Source organism: Gordonia sp. PS3, assembly GCF_041950545.1.
Classification (GTDB): Bacteria; Actinomycetota; Actinomycetes; order Mycobacteriales; family Mycobacteriaceae; genus Gordonia; species Gordonia sihwensis.
Map to the genome: position 1 here is coordinate 1,528,617 of NZ_CP169524.1, position 19,929 is coordinate 1,548,545.

The 19,929-nt window shown below is 68.4% G+C and carries 17 protein-coding genes; 14 read left to right on the forward strand and 3 right to left on the reverse strand.

Annotated features, from left to right (window positions below; translation table 11 throughout):
• The first annotated feature begins 70 nt into the window (after positions 1–70).
• From ftsZ to ileS, 8 genes are all read left to right on the forward strand, one after another.
• Complete coding sequence (gene ftsZ / locus ACE11G_RS07060; protein WP_006895332.1) at positions 71–1,234, forward strand: cell division protein FtsZ; 1,164 nt, start codon at positions 71–73, stop codon at positions 1,232–1,234.
• Positions 1,234–1,971: a peptidoglycan editing factor PgeF gene (gene pgeF, locus ACE11G_RS07065; RefSeq protein ID WP_006895333.1), complete on the forward strand. Its 738-nt coding sequence runs from the start codon at positions 1,234–1,236 to the stop codon at positions 1,969–1,971. The genes ftsZ and pgeF overlap by 1 nt, the downstream gene beginning before the upstream one ends.
• Positions 1,968–2,708, forward strand: coding sequence for a YggS family pyridoxal phosphate-dependent enzyme (locus tag ACE11G_RS07070; RefSeq protein WP_278124007.1), 741 nt, complete (start codon positions 1,968–1,970; stop codon positions 2,706–2,708). The genes pgeF and ACE11G_RS07070 overlap by 4 nt, the downstream gene beginning before the upstream one ends.
• Positions 2,709–2,792: 84 nt before the next feature.
• A complete protein-coding gene (locus tag ACE11G_RS07075) occupies positions 2,793–3,575 on the forward strand; it encodes a cell division protein SepF (protein WP_278124005.1) in 783 nt (260 codons plus the stop codon).
• A gap of 87 nt (positions 3,576–3,662) precedes the next feature.
• Entirely contained in the window at positions 3,663–3,962 is a 300-nt protein-coding gene (locus ACE11G_RS07080) for a YggT family protein (RefSeq protein ID WP_006895336.1), read from the forward strand.
• A gap of 327 nt (positions 3,963–4,289) precedes the next feature.
• Positions 4,290–5,072 (forward strand): DivIVA domain-containing protein, encoded by a 783-nt coding sequence (locus ACE11G_RS07085; RefSeq protein WP_006895337.1) that lies wholly within the window; start codon positions 4,290–4,292, stop codon positions 5,070–5,072.
• A 56-nt stretch (positions 5,073–5,128) separates the two neighbouring features.
• Positions 5,129–5,908: a hypothetical protein gene (locus ACE11G_RS07090; RefSeq protein ID WP_375003975.1), complete on the forward strand. Its 780-nt coding sequence runs from the start codon at positions 5,129–5,131 to the stop codon at positions 5,906–5,908.
• Positions 5,909–6,209: 301 nt separating this feature from the next.
• On the forward strand, positions 6,210–9,398 hold the full coding sequence (gene ileS / locus ACE11G_RS07095; RefSeq protein WP_375003976.1) for an isoleucine--tRNA ligase: 3,189 nt from the start codon (positions 6,210–6,212) through the stop codon (positions 9,396–9,398).
• Positions 9,399–9,410: 12 nt separating this feature from the next.
• Here the strand turns inward: ileS and ACE11G_RS07100 are convergent, their stop codons facing one another.
• The gene (locus ACE11G_RS07100) at positions 9,411–10,175 is read right to left on the reverse strand and encodes an SGNH/GDSL hydrolase family protein (protein WP_039866949.1); all 765 of its coding nucleotides are present in this window, start codon (positions 10,173–10,175) and stop codon (positions 9,411–9,413) included.
• A 44-nt stretch (positions 10,176–10,219) separates the two neighbouring features.
• Between ACE11G_RS07100 and ACE11G_RS07105 the strand changes: the two genes are divergently transcribed.
• A complete protein-coding gene (locus ACE11G_RS07105) occupies positions 10,220–10,405 on the forward strand; it encodes a hypothetical protein (protein ID WP_006895341.1) in 186 nt (61 codons plus the stop codon).
• Between the two features lie 58 nt (positions 10,406–10,463).
• The gene (locus ACE11G_RS07110) at positions 10,464–11,822 is read left to right on the forward strand and encodes a DNA polymerase IV (protein ID WP_375004108.1); all 1,359 of its coding nucleotides are present in this window, start codon (positions 10,464–10,466) and stop codon (positions 11,820–11,822) included.
• Positions 11,823–11,845: 23 nt separating this feature from the next.
• Here ACE11G_RS07110 and ACE11G_RS07115 read toward each other — a convergent pair whose 3' ends face one another.
• Positions 11,846–12,781, reverse strand: a complete 936-nt coding sequence (locus ACE11G_RS07115; RefSeq protein ID WP_006895343.1) for an asparaginase — start codon at positions 12,779–12,781, stop codon at positions 11,846–11,848.
• 196 nt (positions 12,782–12,977) lie between these two features.
• Here ACE11G_RS07115 and ACE11G_RS07120 point away from each other — a divergent pair, with 196 nt between their 5' ends.
• A complete protein-coding gene (locus ACE11G_RS07120; RefSeq protein ID WP_006895344.1) occupies positions 12,978–13,559 on the forward strand; it encodes a hypothetical protein in 582 nt (193 codons plus the stop codon).
• A gap of 53 nt (positions 13,560–13,612) precedes the next feature.
• On the opposite strand, the gene ACE11G_RS07125 is transcribed toward ACE11G_RS07120, so the two are convergent.
• Complete coding sequence (locus tag ACE11G_RS07125; RefSeq protein WP_278123998.1) at positions 13,613–14,599, reverse strand: hypothetical protein; 987 nt, start codon at positions 14,597–14,599, stop codon at positions 13,613–13,615.
• An 83-nt stretch (positions 14,600–14,682) separates the two neighbouring features.
• On the opposite strand from ACE11G_RS07125, the gene lspA reads away from it, so the two are divergent.
• From lspA to dnaE, 3 genes are all read left to right on the forward strand, one after another.
• Complete coding sequence (lspA, locus tag ACE11G_RS07130) at positions 14,683–15,285, forward strand: signal peptidase II (RefSeq protein WP_278123996.1); 603 nt, start codon at positions 14,683–14,685, stop codon at positions 15,283–15,285.
• Positions 15,278–16,204, forward strand: coding sequence for an RluA family pseudouridine synthase (locus tag ACE11G_RS07135; RefSeq protein WP_278123994.1), 927 nt, complete (start codon positions 15,278–15,280; stop codon positions 16,202–16,204). The genes lspA and ACE11G_RS07135 overlap by 8 nt, the downstream gene beginning before the upstream one ends.
• A gap of 138 nt (positions 16,205–16,342) precedes the next feature.
• Complete coding sequence (dnaE, locus tag ACE11G_RS07140) at positions 16,343–19,879, forward strand: DNA polymerase III subunit alpha (RefSeq protein ID WP_375003977.1); 3,537 nt, start codon at positions 16,343–16,345, stop codon at positions 19,877–19,879.
• Positions 19,880–19,929: the final 50 nt, after the last annotated feature.

Below are 19,929 nucleotides of genomic sequence, written 5' to 3' on the forward strand. Positions count from 1 at the left end.
AACACCAGTACTTGACATAACTATAACCCTATGGTTGAGCTTTAGGGTTTGTTCGAAGTAGGAAGGCATCATGACGCCACCGCACAATTATCTGGCCGTCATCAAAGTCGTCGGCATCGGCGGCGGTGGCGTCAACGCTGTCAACCGCATGATCGAGCAGGGGCTCAAGGGTGTCGAGTTCATCGCCATCAACACCGACGCGCAGGCCCTGCTCATCTCTGATGCCGACGTGAAGCTGGACATCGGCCGCGAGTCGACCCGAGGCCTCGGCGCCGGCGCCAATCCGGATGTCGGCCGCATGGCCGCGGAGGACGCCAAGGACGAGATCGAGGAACTCCTCAAGGGCGCCGACATGGTCTTCGTGACCGCGGGCGAGGGCGGCGGCACCGGCACCGGCGGTGCGCCGGTGGTCGCATCGATCGCCCGCAAGCTCGGCGCGCTGACCGTCGGTGTCGTGACCCGCCCGTTCTCGTTCGAGGGCAAGCGACGTGGCAACCAGGCCGAGGCGGGCATCGCGGCGCTGCGCGAGTCGTGCGACACCCTCATTGTGATCCCCAACGACCGCCTGCTGCACCTGGGCGACGCGCAGGTGAGTCTGATGGACGCCTTCCGCAGTGCCGATGAGGTCCTCCTCAACGGCGTGCAGGGCATCACCGATCTCATCACCACGCCGGGCCTGATCAACGTCGACTTCGCGGATGTGAAGGGCGTGATGAGCGACGCGGGAAGTGCGCTGATGGGCATCGGGGCCTCGCGCGGCGAGGACCGGGCGCGCAAGGCGGCCGAGTCGGCGATCAACTCGCCGCTGCTCGAAGCGTCGATGGAGGGTGCACGCGGTGTGCTGATCTCGATCGCCGGCGGCAGCGACCTCGGTCTGTTCGAGATCAACGATGCGGCCTCGCAGGTGCAGGAAGCGGCACACGAGGACGCCAACATCATCTTCGGCACGGTCATCGACGACAACCTCGGCGACGAGGTTCGAGTGACGGTGATCGCCGCGGGCTTCGACGCCGGCGCACCGTCCAAGCGGCAGCAGGGCGCCCACGCCGCCACGGCGAGCAATGCCGGCGTCGCGCAGGCGCAGGCGGGGGAGACCGCCAAGCCCGATGCGAAGGACCCGCTGTTCGGCACCTCCCGGGAGCGCTCGGGCAACCCGTTCGGCGAGCCGACGCCCCGCCGCAACTCGGTGCGGCTCGACGACGATGACGTCGACGTTCCCGATTTCATGAAGTGATGGCGGCTGACGATTCCTTCGTCGTCCGGCGCGCGGTCACCACGCGCGCCGGCGGCGTCTCCGCGGCACCGTACGACTCGTTCAATCTCGGCGATCACGTGGGCGACGACCCCGCCGCGGTGGCGGCCAACCGGGAGCGGTTAGCCCGGGATCTCGGCGTGGAGCCCGCCCGGGTGGTGTGGATGGAGCAGCTGCACACGAGGAACGTGACCGTGGTCGACGGGCCGGTCGCCGAACCGGTGCCCGCTACCGACGGCCTGGTCACCGACCAGCGCGACCTGGTGCTCGCGGTGCTGACCGCGGACTGCGTTCCGGTGCTGCTGAGCGATGACGAGGCGGGGGTGATCGCCGCCGTGCACGCCGGTCGCGTCGGTGCCCGGATCGGTATCGTGCCGGAGGCATTGCGCGCGATGATCCGGCTGGGAGCGCGGCCGGAACGGATCGGGGCTTTCCTCGGCCCGGCCGCGAGCGGCGAACGGTATGAGGTGCCCGCGGCGATGCAGGCCGATGTGGAACGGCATCTGCCGGGCAGTTCGTGCCGAACCTCCACTGGGACGCCCGGGCTCGACCTGCGTGCGGGTATCCGGCGTCAACTGCTCGAGGCCGGTGTGTCGGCGGTGGCCGTCGACCCGCGCTGCACGATCAGCGACACGTCGCTGTTCAGCCATCGGCGCGGCGCGCCGACCGGCCGCCTGGCTTCAGTGATCTGGATGGACAGCGCCGGAGCGCGGCGGTGACCGACGAGCGGGATCCCCGCTCATCCGAGCTCGCCGACGGACTGGCAGCCACCGCGCGTCGCATCGCGGCCGCCGCGACCGCGGCCGGACGCGATCCGGCCGAGATCGGCCTGCTCGTCGTCACGAAGTACTTCCCGGCCGACGACGTGGTGCGGCTTCTGCGCCTGGGTGTGCGCGAGTTCGGCGAGTCCCGTGAGCCGGAGGCCGGGCGCAAGACAGCGGCGGTCCGTGCGCGGGTGGACGTCGATTTCGCCGTCGACATGATCGGACGGGTGCAGCGCAAGAAGGCAGGCGGTATCGCCCGCTGGGCACGCCGCGTGCATTCGGTGGACTCCCTCCCACTGATCGAGGCCTTCGACGGCGCATCGGCGCGCGCTCTGGAGGCGGGCGACCGGGACCGGACGCTGGGCCTGTTGCTTCAGGTGAGCCTCGACGGCGATCCGGAGCGCGGCGGTCTGGCCCCGGCGGAACTGGCTCCGGCCGCCGAACGGGTGCTCGCCTCGCCGGACACGCTCAGCCTGGACGGACTGATGGCCATAGCCCCGCTCGGAGCGGACCCCGACGAGGCCATGGAGCGGCTGGCCCGGATCCGCGCGGACTTCCTGCGACGGTTCCCGCACGCAGTCGAGCTGTCGGCGGGGATGTCCGGAGATCTCGAAGCGGCGATCGCGCACGGATCGACGTGTGTGCGTGTCGGAACCGCAATTATGGGGACGCGGCCGATAGTCTCGCTTTAGTCACACTGGTCACAACAGAACCACTAGCGATCAGGTGTAGCGCCCATCCACCCGCAATGACTTCACCGTTCAGGAAGGCTCGTAATGACGACGATGCAGAAGTTCAAGGCATATTTCGGCATGGTGCCCCCGAGCGAGTTCGAGGACGACTACCTGGCCGACCCCGAGGACCAGCCGGCCATGTCGGCACGTGAGCGTGCGTACATGGAGAAGTACCGCAGCAACGGGACCCGCGAGGACGCCTTCTACGGCGACGAGCAGTTCCGCGAGCGGGACTACCGGGGCGAATCCCGTTACCGCGAGGCCGACTACCGGGAGCCGGAGTACCGCGAACCGTTCGGAGAGGCCGAGCCGCGCTACCGCGAACCGGCCTACCGCGAGGCGGAGTTCGCCCGTTCGGCCGACGACCGCGCTTTCGCGGTACGCGCCGAGTCGGATCGCCCGTATGTGGGCGCCCGCCGCTCGCCCGACGTGGAGTCGGTCCGCAGGCTCGAGCCGCTGAATCGCTCGTCCAACGTCACGGTGCGCGGCGCCAACGCCGTCGCGCTCGACCCCCAGGTCGACAACGACCCGCTGTCGGAGAGTGCCATGAAGAAGATCTCGACGCTGCGGCCGGCCGACTACTCGGAGGCCCGCACGATCGGCGAACGGTTCCGCGACGGCAGCCCGGTCATCATGGATCTGGCGGATATGAGCAACGACGAGGCCAAGCGTCTGGTCGACTTCGCCGCCGGCCTCGTCTTCGCGCTTCGCGGTTCGTTCGACAAGGTCGCCACCAAGGTCTTCCTGCTCTCGCCCAACGGTGTGGACGTCAGCCCGGAGGAGCGTCGCCGCATCGCCGAGAGCGGCTTCTACAGTCAGTCCTGAGCCGCAGCTCGTCGTCGTCCGCCGCGCCGCCCCGGTCGTTTCCGGGGCGGCGCGGCGTTTTGCACGGTTATCAGGCACCCTTGAGGGGTGAGCACCTTCCTCTGGATCCTGTACTTCGTACTGTTCTGTTACGTTCTGCTGCTCCTCGGCCGCTTCGTCGTCGAGCTGGTGCAGTCCTTCGCGCGCCGGTGGCGTCCGTCCGGGCCCGGCGTGGTCGTCATCGAATTCGTCTTCACACTGACCGATCCGCCGGTGAAGTTGCTGCGGAGACTGATCCCGCCGCTGTCTCTGGGGCCGGTGCGGCTCGACCTCTCGCTGATGATCGTGCTGATCGTGTTGTCGATCCTGATGCGGGTGGTTCTGGGCTTCGCGATCCACACCACGTGACTTCCACGAATGTGATTAATCGAATAGTCGCTGGTGGTCGGTGTGCAACGCCAATTCTGCTGCCTCAGCGTGTCATTTACGAAGTCCACGGTGACCCGATGATTCGGCCTAGATTCGATTGCGAACGGGTCGCGGGCAGACAACACGCCTTGGTCCTGGTGTGACGAGATGACACGCTAGTTGCGTAGTGGTACTGGTATTAATAGAAACGCGATCAAGATTGGGGCAGTTCGTGTTCGCCTGTGCGGACCTACGTTCCGGCTGACCGTGCCAGAAGACGGCGTGTACGAAATCAACACGCGAAATGACCTAAGGGGAGAGGCAGAAATGCGGCTCACACCAGCTGATGTGCACAACGTCGCGTTCAGCAAACCGCCGATCGGCAAGCGCGGTTACAACGAGGACGAGGTCGATCAATTCCTCGACTTCGTGGAGGCTGAACTCGCACGGCTGATCGACGAGAACAACGACCTGAAGCAGCGCGTCGGCGAACTCGAGACCGAACTCGACGAGGCGCGTTCCGGTGCCCCGGATCGCACTCAGGCGTTCGCGGCCGTCGCGGAGCCTGCTCCCGCGCCCGCACCGGAGCCCGCCGCGGCGCCGGCTCCCGCCGCTGACGAAGAGGCCAGCATGCGTGCGGCACGTGTGCTGGCGCTGGCCCAGGACACCGCAGACCGAGTCACGGGCAGCGCCCGGAGCGAGGCCGAGAGCCTGATGGCCGACGCTCGCCAGCGCTCGGACGCGATGGTGGCCGAGGCGAAGTCGAACGCCGACGCCACGCTCGCCGACGCTCGCCAGCGCAGCGAGGCACTCCTCGCCGATGCACAGACCCGGGCCGAGACCCAGGTGCGCCAGGCGCAGGAACGCGCGGACTTCCTGCAGCGCGACGCGGAGCAGAAGCACACCGAGATCATGACGACCATCAACCAGCAGCGCACGGTGCTGGAAGGCCGCATCGAGCAGCTCAAGACGTTCGAGCGCGAGTACCGCACTCGACTCAAGACGTACTTGGAGTCGCAGCTCGAGGAACTCCAGCAGCGCGGCAGTGCCGCCCCGGTGGAGAACGGACAGGCGAGTTATGCCGCTGAGGGCGGATACTCGCAGAGCTGATCTGGGGCTGACACCGACGTGTACACGCACATCTTCCCCGAACCGACGAGGGTGACATGCTGAGCCTTGCGCTGGCCGCCACCCTCGTCGGTTTCGGCCTTCTGGTGGTCGCACTGGTGACCAGTAATCTCCCGCTCGCGATCGCCTGCGTGGCGGTCTGCGTCGTCGGCCTGATCCTTCTGGTCATCGACACGCTGCGGGCCAACCGGCGCGGTGGCGCCGGCGCCGAGGACGAGCCCTTGTTCACGATCCGCGGGCGTGAATCCGCGGCGCGCGAGGAGCCCCTCGACGCCGAGGACGAGGGTCCGGTCCGTGAGCACGCGCCCGTCGACTCGGGCGATGTCGGCGGCGGCGAGTCGGCGGGTCTCGGTTCGATCGTCTCGGCCACACCCGAACCCGTCTCGGAAGTGCCCACCGATCCGGGCAACGGCGAACTGTCCGCTCTGTCGGGCGGATTCTCCGCTCCGCAGCCGGGTGCGGAGCGCGCTCCCGAGGGCGACGGAGACGTCAACGACTACCTCCGCTCGACGGGGTCGTTCCCCGTGCAGTCGGCGAGCGGGCCGCGCACGGGACCGCAGCCGGTTCCGCAGGGGCCTGCGCAGACTCCGCAGCGGCCGGCGCCGTCGGCAGCAGCGGAGAGCGGCGCACCGGAGACGAGTGCACCGCAGGCGGACGCGCCGGAGACATATGTCGGGCGGCGGCGTCTGGCCGGCGATCCGACGGACGACATCGTGGTGCGGTCGTCGGACCCCGAGTTGCCGGCCATGCAGTTCGTCTGGGACGACACCGAGGACGATGGCGGGCGGTCGCCGAAGAGCGACCCTTCCGACGACTGAGCCACCGCCCGAGCAGACCTCCCGGCCCAGTGCGGCCGGGCCCAGTGCAGTAGACTGATTGTTCGCAGCGACGACCCGGCAATCACCGGTGAGCTCCCGGAAGAACGGACCCGCTGGGTCTCAGTAGAACCGGGCGGGTGCGGCCCGACACAGCCGTCACGATGAGAGGCACGCCCCTGGGGCGTGCAAGCGGGGTGGTACCGCGCGCAGACCGTGAACTCAGGCGAGTCCACACAGTCGCGTCCCCGTGCCCACAGGGCCGACGAGAGCGTCGGCGAAGACCAGGCACGAGGAGCAGCGCGTGAGCGACACGACCCCCGAATCACAGCAGAGCACCACGGCGCGCGCCTACCCGATCGTCGATCTGACCGACGGAACCGGGCGGGGAGCGCCGTCGTTTCCCCAGGTCGAGGAGACCGTCCTGCAGTACTGGGCGGACGACGACACCTTCAAGGCGTCGATCGCCAATCGCGAGGACGCACCGGAGTTCGTGTTCTACGACGGTCCGCCCTTCGCCAACGGACTTCCGCACTACGGCCACCTGCTCACCGGCTACGTCAAAGACGTGATCCCGCGGTACCAGACGATGCGCGGTAAGAAGGTCGACCGCCGATTCGGCTGGGACACCCACGGTCTGCCCGCCGAACTCGAGGCCGAGCGGCAGCTCGGGATCACCGATAAATCGGAGATCGAGACGATGGGCGTCGACAAGTTCAACGAATACTGCCGCGACTCGGTTCTCCGCTACACGGGCGAGTGGCGCGACTACGTCACCCGGCAGGCCCGCTGGGTCGACTTCGACAACGACTACAAGACGCTCGATCTGGACTTCATGGAGTCGGTCATGTGGGCCTTCAAGCGCCTGCACGACAAGGGCCTGGTGTACCAGGGATACCGCGTGCTCCCGTACTCCTGGTACGAGCAGACGCCGCTGAGCAACCAGGAGTCCAAGCTCGACGACGCCTACCGCATGCGCCAGGATCCGGCGGTCACCGTGACGATGCCCCTCTCCGCGCCGGGATCACCGCTCGACGGCGTCAACGCGCTGATCTGGACGACGACGCCGTGGACCCTTCCGTCGAACCTGGCGATCGCGGTACATCCCGAGACCGAGTACACGCATGTGCGGACCGCCGACGGCGACGAGTACCTGCTGGCCTCGGCTCTCGTCGGTGCGTACGCGAAGGAACTCGGCGAACCGGAGACGGTCGGGGTGTACCTCGGCAAGGAACTGGCGGGGCTGAGTTACCGACCGCCGTTCGACTTCTTCCTCGGCCACCCCGCCTCGCACGTGGTGCTGCTGGCCGACTACGTCACCACCGACAGCGGCACCGGCGTCGTCCATCTCGCGCCGGCCTTCGGTGAGGAGGACATGGACGTTGCGACCGCCAACGGCATCGAGGTGGTGCAGCCGCTCGATCCGGGCGGCCGTTTCACCGATCTGGTGCCGCCGTACCAGGGCCAGATGGTCTTCGACGCCAACCCGAACATCATCAGAGATCTCAAGGCGGCGGGCCGCATCCTTCGGCACGAGACCATCGAGCACTCCTACCCGCACTCGTGGCGGTCGGGCCAGCCGCTGATCTACATGGCCGTCCCGTCGTGGTTCGTCGCCGTCACCGAGATCAAGGACCGGATGCTGGAGTTGAACCAGCAGATCACCTGGTCGCCGGCCCACATCCGGGACGGGCAGTTCGGCAAGTGGCTCGCCGGAGCCAAGGACTGGAACATCAGCCGCAACCGCTTCTGGGGAGCGCCGATCCCGGTATGGGTCTCCGACGATCCGGCGTACCCGCGGGTGGACGTCTACGGCAGTCTCGACGAGCTCGAGCGCGACTTCGGGGTGCGGCCGGAGAACCTGCACCGGCCCCACATCGACGAACTGACCCGGCCGAATCCCGACGATCCGACCGGGCGTTCGACGATGCGACGCGTGCCGGAGGTCCTGGACTGCTGGTTCGAGTCCGGGTCGATGCCGTACGCGCAGGTGCATTACCCGTTCGAGAACACCGAGTGGTTCGACGGCGGCGGCGATCAGCTGGCGCACAATCCGGGCGACTTCATCGTCGAGTACAACGGACAGACCCGCGGCTGGTTCTACAACCTGCACGTGCTGGCCACCGCCCTCTTCGACCGCCCCGCGTTCAAAACGGTGGCCGCACACGGCATCGTGCTCGGCGACGACGGTCAGAAGATGAGCAAGTCCAAGCGCAACTACCCCGACGTCAACGAGGTATTCGACCGCGACGGCTCCGATGCGATGCGCTGGTTCCTGATGGCCTCGCCGATCCTGCGCGGCGGCAACCTGGTGGTCACCGAGCGCGGCATCCGCGAGGGAGTGCGCCAGGCTCTGCTGCCGATGTGGAACGCATACAGCTTCCTGCAGCTGTACGCGGAGCGCCCGGCCACGTGGCGCACCGATTCGCAGCACGTCCTCGACCGCTACATCCTCGCCAAACTGGCCCAGACGCGCGACGAGATGACCGCGGCGCTCGACGTCTACGACATCGCCGGCGCCTGCGAGAGTTTCCGCGAGTTCTGCCAGTCGCTGACCAACTGGTACGTGCGGCGGTCGCGGGCCCGGTTCTGGGCGGGCCAGGACACCGACCCCGACGCCTTCGACACGCTGTACACGGTGCTGGAGGTGGCGGGCCGGCTCGCCGCACCGCTGCTTCCGCTGGCCACCGAGGCGATGTGGCGGGGATTGACCGGTGAACGGTCGGTGCACCTGACCGACTGGCCGGCCGAGGACGAGCTGCCCTCCGATACGGAACTGGTGGCGGCCATGGATCAGGTGCAGACCGTGTGCTCGGTCGCGTCGAGTGTCCGCAAGGCCAACAAGCTGCGCGTCCGTCTCCCGCTTCCGGCGCTGACCGTCGCCGCGCCCGCGGCCGAACGGATGGCGCCGTACACCGATCTGATCGCCGACGAGATGAACGTCAAGCAGGTCGTGCTCTCGACCGACGTCGACGCCGTCGGCCGCGTGGAGGTGGCCGTGAACGCACGAGCGGCCGGGCCGCGGATCGGCAAGGACGTCCAGCGCGCGATCAAGGCGGTGAAGTCGGGCGACTGGGAGTTCGGCACCGATCCGGAGACCGGCGAACAGACCGTCGTCGCCGACGGGATCGTCCTGAAGGGCGAGGAGTTCTCACGGAAGCTGGTCGCCGTCGCACCCGATTCGACCGCCGAGATGCCGGGCGGGGCGGGTCTGGTGGTCCTCGACACGGCGGTGACGCCCGAACTCGAAGCCGAGGGCTGGGCGAAGGACCGGGTCCGCGAACTGCAGGACGCGCGCCGCAACCTCGGGCTGGAGATCTCCGACCGCATCTCGGTGCGCCTGGCGGTGCCCGAGGAGCGGGTGGAGACCGCGAGGCGTCATTCGGACATGATCGCCGGCGAGGTGTTGGCGACCGCGTTCGACGTGACCTCGGACCGACCGGGGGCGATCGAACTCGGAGACGGCGTCACCGCCGACATCGAGAAGGCGTAGACGCCGCTCGGCTCACGCGCCGAGCGCGGTCATCTCCGGGAACCTGGGCGAGAGGTCGTCGCCGCTGGAGGTGCCGCGCAGGCGTCTGCCGATCCACGGCACGGCGAACTCCCTGATCCAACGCCGGTTCTCGGCGCGCCGGCGGGCGGGCGACAGGTCGGGGAGCGGGGCCTGCTCCAGCGGCCGGAGGCCGTGCTCGACGCCGAGCGCGTCGAGCACGGCGATCGCCATGCGCTGATGGCCCGCGGCCGACATGTGCAGCCGATCGAAGTCCCAGAGGCGGACGTCGCGGTAGTCGTCGATCCGCCAGAAGTCGACGATGGTGGCGCCGTGGCGGTCAGCGATCTCGCGGACGCCCTCGTTGTAGATCGCGAAGCGCCCGCGAAGGGCGCTGAAGAGGGGCCAGCCGCCCGGATCGTGCGCGGTGAACAGCACGAGTCGCGCACCGGACTCGGTCAGTCGCGCCACGGCGGCGTCGTACGTCGAGAGCAGGGCGTCGATGTCGACCTTGGGCCGGAGGATGTCGTTGCCGCCGGCGTAGAGGGTGATCAGATCCGGGTCGAGTGCGAGCGCCGGCTCCACCTGTTCGGCCACGATCGGCTCGAGCTTGCGACCGCGGATGGCGAGGTTGGCGTACTCGGCGCCGGGCTCGAGCCGCGCCAACTCGGCCGCCACCCGGTCCGCCCAGCCGCGGACTCCGTTCGGCCGCTGCGGGTCGTGGTCCCCGACTCCTTCGGTGAAGGAGTCGCCCAATGCTGCATATCGAAGGAAAGGCACGTCTGCCGAGAGTACGCCCGCGGGGCCGGCGATAGAATCGGGCCATGAGCGGCGACGATCTCGAGCGACTCCAGCGCTGGGAGGACAACGGCGCGCAGTGGGAGGTCGTGTCGCTGCGGCCGGACTCGGCGACCATCGCGCTGCTGCGCTGCGACGCGGGTGAAGAGGTCGACCGCTTCGTCACCACCGATCCCCGAGTGCTGGCCCTGTGCCGCCGTCCCCGTGACTGACTCCGCACCCGGCACCGCCGGCGGGGAGCGCAGCGCGCGCTGGGTGCTGCACATCGACATGGATGCCTTCTTCGCGTCGGTGGAGCAGCTCACGCGGCCGACCCTGGCCGGGCGTCCGGTGCTCGTCGGCGGCACCGGTGGCCGCGGCGTGGTGGCCGGAGCCAGCTACGAGTCGCGGACGTTCGGTGCCCGTTCGGCGATGCCGATGCATCAGGCGCGGCGGCTGGTCGGCGGGTCCGCGGTGGTGGTCCCGCCGCGCGGATCGGTGTACTCGGTGGTGAGCCGCCGCGTCTTCGGACTCGTGAGAACCTTCGTCCCGGTCATCGAGACGCTCTCGTTCGACGAGGCGTTCGGCGAACCGCAGGAGCTCGCGGGCGCCACCGCCGCCGACGCGCTCGACTTCGCCCACCGGCTGCGCGCCGCGATCCGGGAGGAGACGGGGCTGCCCGCTTCGGTGGGCTTCGGCTCGGGCAAACAGATCGCCAAGATCGCCTCCGGAATGGCCAAACCCGATGGGGCCAAGGTGATTCCGCCGTCCACGGAATTGGACTTCCTGCAAGCGCTGCCGGTGCGCAAGCTGTGGGGGATCGGCCCGGTGACCGGAGACCGACTGGCTCGGCTGGGAGTGGAGACCATCGGCGACCTGGCAGCGCTCTCGGATGTCGAGGTCGCCTCGGTCCTCGGCGCCACCGCGGGACCGTCGCTGCACCGGCTCGCGCGCGGGATCGACGATCGCCCGGTGACCGAGCGGGCGGAGGCGAAGCAGATCAGCGCCGAATCGACCTTCGCGGTCGACATCGTGCGCGCGGCCGAACTCCGGGCGGCTGTCTCGGGCGCGGCGTCGCATGCGCATCGACGGCTGCTGGCGGACGGCCGCGGCGCGCGGACCGTGGTGGTGAAGTTGCGCCGCTCCGACATGTCGATCCTGACTCGCTCGACCACTCTGCCCGCGCCGACGACCGACCTCGATGCGCTGACCGCGGCGGCGCACCGGGTGATGCTCGATCCCTTGGAGGTGGGGCCGATCCGCCTGGTCGGCGTCGGTTACTCCGGGTTGTCGGACACTCACCAGGAGACGCTGTTTCCCGATCTCGGTGACCTCGGTGACCTTGGTGACTCCGCGTCGCCCTCCGGCACGGGGGCTGCGGCCACTGGTGCGCCCGGCGTCCCGGACGAGGACACCGCCGCCGAACCCGTCGTCGACTGGCCCACCGGTACCGACGTCTCGCATCCCGATCACGGCCACGGATGGGTGCAGGGCGGGGGTCACGGCTTCGTGACCGTCCGGTTCGAGACGCGCGCGACCGGTCCGGGCCGCGCGCAGACCTTCCGACTGCCCGAGCCGAGACTGACGCGGGCGGACCCGCTCGACAGCCTCGCCTGGGACGATGTCCCCGAATCGGGGGATCCGGACTAGGCAGTACAGCTGGGGCTGTGCGGCTAGGGGGACGACGCCGCGAAGAACGCCGCGATCGCGTCGGCGTCGGCGCCGCGGGAGAGCAGGGCGATGAGGGCCATCCGCGCCTGCGGCGCCCGCAGCCACGGGGAGAAGATCGCGCCGGCCCGGACGAGATCGACGCCGCCGCCACCACCACCGTAGGTCGGCTCCACCGGGCCGTACGGGACCCGGGTCGACACGACCACCGCCACGTCGCGCTGCACCGCGAGATTCACCTCGGCGGTGATGTCGGGATGGGTGTTGCCCGAGCCGGTCGCCGACAGCACGATGCCCGCCGCCCGCTGGGCGACCGCCGACGCGATGGTGCCGGGTGAGACGCCGGGGTAGAGCGCGAGCAGGTCGACACGGGCCGGCCTGCCCTCGGGAAGAGTGTCCGAGACCAGCGGTCGCGGCAGGTCGGGATGGACGGTGTCGAATGCGGTGACTTCGGTGGTCGAGGTCTTGAACACGCCGCGCGCGCCGAGAACCCGGCCGCCGATCGCCACCAGCACACCGCGTCCGCGCGAGTCCGCGTCGGCCGCCAGCGCCACCGCGGCGGCGATGTTGGCCGGACCGTCGGAGAGCGGGTGATCGGCCGGGAACTGCGCGCCGGTGAACACCACCGGGCGGGGGTCGGCGGCGAAGACGTCCGCCAGGTAGGCGGTCTCCTCGAGAGTGTCGGTGCCATGCGTCACCACCACTCCGGCGACCGCGGGATCGGCGAAGGCCTCGGCGATCGCTGCGACGATCGCGAACTGGTCGCGGACGGTCATCGCCGACGAGTCCTTGGCCATCAGCTCGACGGGTGCGACCCGGACGTCGTCGGCGGTCGCCGGGACGAGGTCGGCCGCGTGCAGGACCGGCACGGCCCCGTCGTCGGTGGTCTGCGAGGCGGCGGTGCCGCCAGTGGTGATCATCACGACCTGACGTGTGCTCATGGTCTCGATTCTTGCATCCCGCGTCGATCGTGTCTGCAGCTCGCGGTGGGGCTGGCGAGACAGATGAGACCAAGCTGAGAAGTCACCCGATACCGGACTGAGCGAGTGTGCGGATCGCGGGCTCTTTGGCATAGTGGTCTGAGTTCGGGTCTGGGAGGGCCCGCTGGAATCCGACCCCAATGTGAGGACTACTTCGGTGAACATTCGCAGAATCGTGACCGGTGCCGTGCTTGCCGGCGCCATCGCCGCGACCGCGGCGTGCGGCGGCAACGACAACTCCGACGCTCCGCCCGTGCCCAGTGCCACCACGTCCAGCGCCGCGGCCACGAGCAGTGCGGCCACCGGCACCGAGGCCGAGATGACGAACCCGAACAAGGTTCCCGGCGTCGCCGCACTCAACGACATGCTTCAGAAGGCGCTCGATCCGAATATCAAGCCGGCGGCCAAGACCGACCTGGTCGAGGGCTCCGAGGTGGACCCGAACCTCTTCACGCAGCTGGTGAAGGCCAAGAAGGAGAACCCGGACGTCACCTACGAGATCAAGAAGCCGATCCTGAAGGCCGGGCCCAACCGAGCCAAGGTGAAGGTCGAGGTGAAGCTGCCGAACAACCCGCCGACCAAGATCGACGCGTCGATCGTCTTCGACAACGGCCGCTGGAAGCTCTCCAAGGAGACCGTCTGCCCGCTGCTGAGCCAGACCGACGTGCAGTCGCCGCTGTGCGTGTCGCCGTCGAGCAAGGCCAAGAGCGCGACCTCGAGCAAGAAGGCCGCGGGCTGATTCCGGTCAGCCGCTGACCGGAGCACACCCATTCGCCCTCGCCAGGCGCGGAGTCATTCCGACTTCCGCCAGGCGAGGGTGAATTCGTTCTGCTGCAGGATGGGCCGGTTGGGGTCGTCGCCGGTCAGTTCGCGGCCGCCCTTCATCGTGAGGTCGCCCGAGACCGGCAGCAGCGAGCGGAGATCGACCGTCAACGAGCCCGAGCCGCTCATCGAGAACTTCGCGATGTGCAGCTTCGCGTCGGACCCCGGGATAGAGAAGACCGAGTCGACCGGTGTCTCGTCGACCCGCACGTCGAGTTTGAGGATGTCGCCTTCGCGAGCGGTCAGTGTCACGGTCATGGTCTGGGTGACCGTCGCGGCCGCGGACACCGTCCGCACCGACTGCCATCGGGCACCCGGGGCCACCGGGGTGGTCGGCACCGGCACCGCGTAGTCGAGCGCCCCGACGAGCGACTGCTCCAGCGCGCTGCGTGCGGGTGACTCGGACGATTCGTCTGGCTTGAGGCGCAGCCGGGTGGGCACCAGGCCCGGGGCGTACGAGATGCCGCCCGTGGATCCGTCGAGCGCGCCGAGCAGGCCGTCGAGAGCGGTGTCCTTGCTGGTGGGCGTTCCGATGGAGAACTCGAGACTGCTCGGATCGTCGCACACGGCGCGCGCGGTGATCGGAGTGACGAGTTGCTGCTCGGTCTTCTGCACCTGATTGGTGTTCTCCGTGCGCGAGGTCGGTGCCACGCTCGCCTCGAGCGACGAGGTCTCCAGCGTGACCCGCTGGGCGGCATCGGTCCTCGGCGAGACGGTGAGCGGCTGCGCCGGACCCTCGCCGGGGGAGAGGACGGTCACCTCGGCGTCGGGCACGGTGATCGACCGCGCGCCGTCGGACTTGCTGGCCGGCGTCGTGGCACACGGACCGTCGCCGGAGGCGTCGTTCGACGACGAACACGCCGCGGCGCCGGACGCCAGAACGACCGCCGCGGCGGCCATGCCGACGGCGCGGCGGGCAGTGGTGGAACGCGGGGAAACCGGAGACGAGACAGTCACCCGAGCCAGAGTAGTGCGGGCCGCGGGCCGTCCCGACGAGGCGGGGTGCGACGCCGCCGCGGCCGATGTGGAGAATTGAGGTCATGAACCAACCTGCGGCGCAGCGCGCCGGAGACCCGGCGCGCCGCCGCGGAGTCGGGCTGATCCCCGTTCTCATCGCGGTGGCGGTCGCCGCGTACCTGATCGACGTCCTCAGCAAGGTGCTGGTGGTTGCGAAGATGGAACCCGGTGAGACGGTGTCGGTGATCGGCGACTTCCTCACCTTTCACCTGGTCCGCAACAGCGGCGCGGCGTTCTCCATGGCCACCGGCTACACGTGGGTGCTGACCTTCGTCGCGCTGGCCGTCGTCGTGGTGATCGCGCGCTACGCCAAGCGGCTCGGTTCGCTGGGCTGGGTGATCGGCCTGGGCCTGGTGCTGGGCGGGGCGCTGGGCAATCTCACCGACCGGATGTTCCGCGATCCGGCGCCGCTGCGCGGCCATGTGGTCGACTTCATTCAGGTGGGCAGTTGGTGGCCCACCTTCAACATGGCCGATTCGGCGGTCGTCTGCGGTGCGGTTCTGTTGGTCGTGCTGACCCTGCTCGGTTACGACTACGACGGATCCCGCACCGGATGGGCGGCTCGGCACGGCAGTGAGAAGCACCCGGCGGAGTCGGGCGAGGACGAGGAGGAGCACGATGCGTGACTCGCGGGCGATGCCGGTCCCCGACGGTCTCCACGGGATGCGCGTGGACGCGGGCGTGGCGCGCGTGCTCGGTCTCTCGCGCACGGTGGTCGCGACGCTCGCCGACGCCGGCGACATCACCGTCGACGGCGTCCCGGTGGGCAAGTCCCACAAGCTGGCGGCCGGATCGTGGCTCGACGTGCTGCTTCCCGAGCCGGAGCAGCCGCTCACGGTGGAGCCGACACCGGTCGAAGACCTCGAGGTGCTCTACCACGACTCCGACATCATCGTCGTCGACAAGCCCGCGGGCGTCGCGGCGCATCCGTCGCTCGGCTGGTCGGGGCCGACCGTCATCGGAGCGCTGGCGGCGGCCGGCTTCCGCATCTCCACCTCGGGTGCGCACGAGCGCCAGGGCATCGTGCACCGCCTCGACGCGGGCACCTCGGGGGTGATGGTGGTGGCCGCGTCCGAACGCGCGTACACGCTGATGAAGCGGGCGTTCAAGGAACGCACCGTCGAGAAGCGGTACCACGCGCTGGTGCAGGGGCACCTCGATCCGCCGTCCGGGACGATCGACGCGCCGATCGGTCGACATCCCGGGTCCGATTGGCGTTTCGCCGTCACCGCGGGCGGTCGTGAATCCGTGACGCATTACGACACCCTGGAGATGTTCGCCTCGGCGTCGTTGCTCGACGTTCATCTGGAGACCGGACGCACGCACCAGATCCGTGTGCACTTCTCGGCGATGCACCATCCGTGCTGCGGCGACCCCACCTACGGCGCCGATCCCCGGCTCGCGGGCCGGCTGGGGCTCGAACGGCAGTGGCTGCACGCCCGGATGCTGGCCTTCGCGCACCCCGCCGACGGTCGTCGCGTGGAGTTCACCTCGGAGTACCCGGCCGATCTGCAGCACGCCCTGGACGTTCTCCGGGAGCCGTGAGACGAGGAGGTGATCGGCCCTCGCGCGGGGCCGCTCGTCTCATCCGTCACAGGTCCGCGTGCCACGGCGGAAGTGTCAGAGGTCTTCTCTACAGTGGAGTGGTCTCAAGTTGGTTCGATCGCCTCAAGGAGTCGCCGCGTGTCCGGGTCGTTCGTTCATCTTCACAATCACACCGAGTACTCGATGCTCGACGGTGCCGCGAAGATGTCCCCGTTGTTCGCCGAGGCCGAGCGCCTGGGCATGACGGCGATCGGGATGACCGACCACGGCAACATGTTCGGTGCGAGCGAGTTCTACAACACCGCGCGCAAGCACGGCATCAAGCCGATCATCGGCATCGAGGCGTACATCGCACCGGAGTCTCGTTTCAACACCAAGCGGATCCAGTGGGGCACGCGCGACCAGAAGTCCGACGACGTCTCCGGTTCGGGTGCGTACACGCATATGACGATGGTCGCCGAGAACGCCACCGGGCTGCGGAACCTCTTCAAACTGTCGTCGCTGGCGTCGATCGAGGGACAGCTCGGCAAGTGGGCGCGTATGGACGCCGAGATCATCGCCGAGCACGCCGAAGGGATCATCGCGACCACCGGCTGCCCGTCCGGTGAGGTGCAGACGCGGCTGCGGCTGGGCCACGAGGCCGAGGCGCTCGAGGCGGCGGGCAAGTGGCAGGAGATCTTCGGCAAGGAGAACTTCTACCTCGAGCTGATGGAGCACGGCCTCGAGATCGAGCAGCGCGTGCGGTCGGGGCTCCTCGACATCGGCCGCAAGCTCGGCATCAAGCCGCTGGTCACCAACGACTGTCACTACGTCACCCGCGATCACGCCAAGGCGCACGAGGCGCTGCTGTGCCTCCAGACGGGCAAGACGCTGTCGGACCCGACACGGTTCAAGTTCGACGGCGACGGCTACTACCTCAAGTCGGCGGAGGAGATGCGAGCGCTGTGGGACGACGTCGTCCCCGGCGGCTGCGATTCGACGCTCGAGATCGGCGAACGCGTGCAGTCGTACGAGGAGGTCTACGCGCACCACGACCGGATGCCGATCTTCCCGGTGCCGGACGGCTACACGCAGGAGACGTGGCTGGCGCGCGAAGTGATGGCCGGTCTGGACCGCCGGTTCGACGGCAATCCGCCCGCGGACTACATCTCGCGCGCCGAGTACGAACTGTCGGTCATCAACCAGATGGGTTTCCCGGCCTACTTCCTCGTCGTCGGCGACCTCATCCGGCACGCCCTGGAGGTCGGGATCCGCGTCGGGCCGGGACGAGGCAGCGCCGCGGGATCGCTGGTGGCCTACGCCCTCGGCATCACGAATATCGATCCCATTCCGCACGGTCTGCTGTTCGAGCGGTTCCTCAACCCCGAGCGTGTGTCGATGCCCGACATCGACATCGACTTCGACGACCGTCGCCGCGGTGAGATGATCACCTACGCCTCCCAGAAGTGGGGCCACGACAAAGTGGCTCAGGTCATCACCTTCGGCACGATCAAGACCAAGGCCGCGATCAAGGACTCGGCCCGCGTCCAATTCGGTCAGCCGGGCTTCGCGATCGCAGACCGGATCACCAAGGCGCTCCCGCCGCCGATCATGGCCAAGGACATCCCGGTCTGGGGCATCACCGATCCCGAGCACGAGCGGTACTCGGAGGCCACCGAGGTCCGCACGCTGATCGAGACCGATCCGGACGTCAAGCGGATCTACGACACCGCCCTCGGCCTGGAGGGGCTGGTCCGCAACGCGGGCGTGCACGCCTGCGCGGTGATCATGTCGAGCGAACCGCTCACCGACGCGATCCCGGTCTGGAAGCGCGCGCAGGACGGCGCCATCATCACCGGTTGGGACTATCCCTCGTGCGAGGCCATCGGTCTGCTCAAGATGGACTTCCTCGGGCTGCGCAACCTGACCGTCATCGGTGACGCGATCGAGAACATCAAGACCAACCGCGGCATCGACCTCGATCTCGACAAGCTGCCGCTCGAGGATCCGAAGACCTACGAGCTGCTGGCGCGGGGCGACACGCTCGGCGTCTTCCAGCTCGACGGCGCGGCCATGCGCGAACTGCTGAAGATGATGCAGCCCACCGGCTTCGAAGACATCGTCGCCGTGTTGGCGCTGTACCGCCCGGGGCCGATGGGTGTGAACGCGCACACCGACTACGCCAAGCGGAAGAACGGTCTGCAGGACGTCAAGCCGATCCATCCCGAGTTGGAGGAGCCGCTCAAGGAGATCCTGGCGGAGACCTACGGCCTGATCGTCTACCAGGAGCAGATCATGCAGATCGCTCAGAAGGTGGCGGGCTACTCGCTCGGACAGGCCGACCTGCTCCGTCGCGCGATGGGAAAGAAGAAGAAGGAGATCCTCGACGAGGCCTACGACGGTTTCGCGGAGGGGATGAAGAACAACGGCTTCTCACAGGGGGCGATCACCGCGCTGTGGGACACGGTTCTGCCGTTCGCCGGCTACGCCTTCAACAAATCGCACGCCGCCGGCTACGGGCTGGTCTCGTTCTGGACCGCCTATCTCAAGGCCAACTACCCGGCCGAGTACATGGCGGGGCTGCTGACGTCGGTCGGCGACGACAAGGACAAGGCGGCGATCTACCTCGCGGACTGTCGCAAGATGGGCATCACGGTGCTGCCACCCGACGTCAACGAGTCGCGTGCCGACTTCGCCGCGGTGGGGGAGGACATCCGATTCGGTCTGGCCGCGATCCGCAACGTCGGGTCCGGAGTGGTCTCCTCGATCATCTCGGCGCGCGAGGAGAAGGGCACCTACACCAGCTTCTCGGACTACCTGGGCAAGATCGACGTGCAGGCGTGCAGCAAGAAGGTCACCGAGTCGCTGATCAAAGCCGGCGGTTTCGATTCGCTCGGTCACGACCGCAAGGGCCTGTTCCTCGTTCACTCCGAAGCGATCGACGCCGTGCTGTCGACCAAGAAGGCCGAAGCGGTCGGCCAGTTCGACCTCTTCGGCGGTGTCGGAGACGACGACGGCGGTGCCTCGGACGTGTTCGCGGTCAAGGTGCCGGAGGACGAGTGGGAGACCAAGCACAAGCTCGCTCTCGAACGAGACATGCTGGGCCTGTACGTGTCCGGCCATCCACTGGCAGGACTGGAGCACGCGATCGCGGCGCAGACCGACACCTCGATCACCGCGCTCCTCGAAGGGTCGGTGGCCGACGGCGCGCAGATCACCATCGGCGGCATCATCTCCTCGGTGACCCGACGGGTGAACAAGAAGGGCGAGCCGTGGGCGGCGGTCCAGCTCGAGGACATGGTGGGCGGCGTCGAGGTGTACTTCTTCCCGCGCGCGTACGTCGCGTACGGGATGGACCTGGTGCCCGACAACATCGTCCTGGTCAAGGCCCGTGTCAACAAGCGTGACGATTCGACGATGATCAGCGCCAACGACCTCGCGATTCCGGACCTGTCAGCGGTCGGCACCACCAAGCCGCTGAATCTCACGCTGTCGGCCCGCGTCTGCACGCCCGACCGGGTCAGCGCGCTCAAACAGATCCTCGTGCGTCATCCGGGGACCTCCGACGTTCATGTGACGCTGGTCAGCGACCGGAAGCAGACGCAGTTGCGGTTGATGGACTCACTGCGCGTGGCGCCGTCGTCGGCCCTGATGGGGGATTTGAAGGCACTCCTGGGCCCGAGCTGTCTGACCTGAGCAGGGCAGGCACGAGACCGAGATTCGGTTCACCGAATCTCAACTCGTCG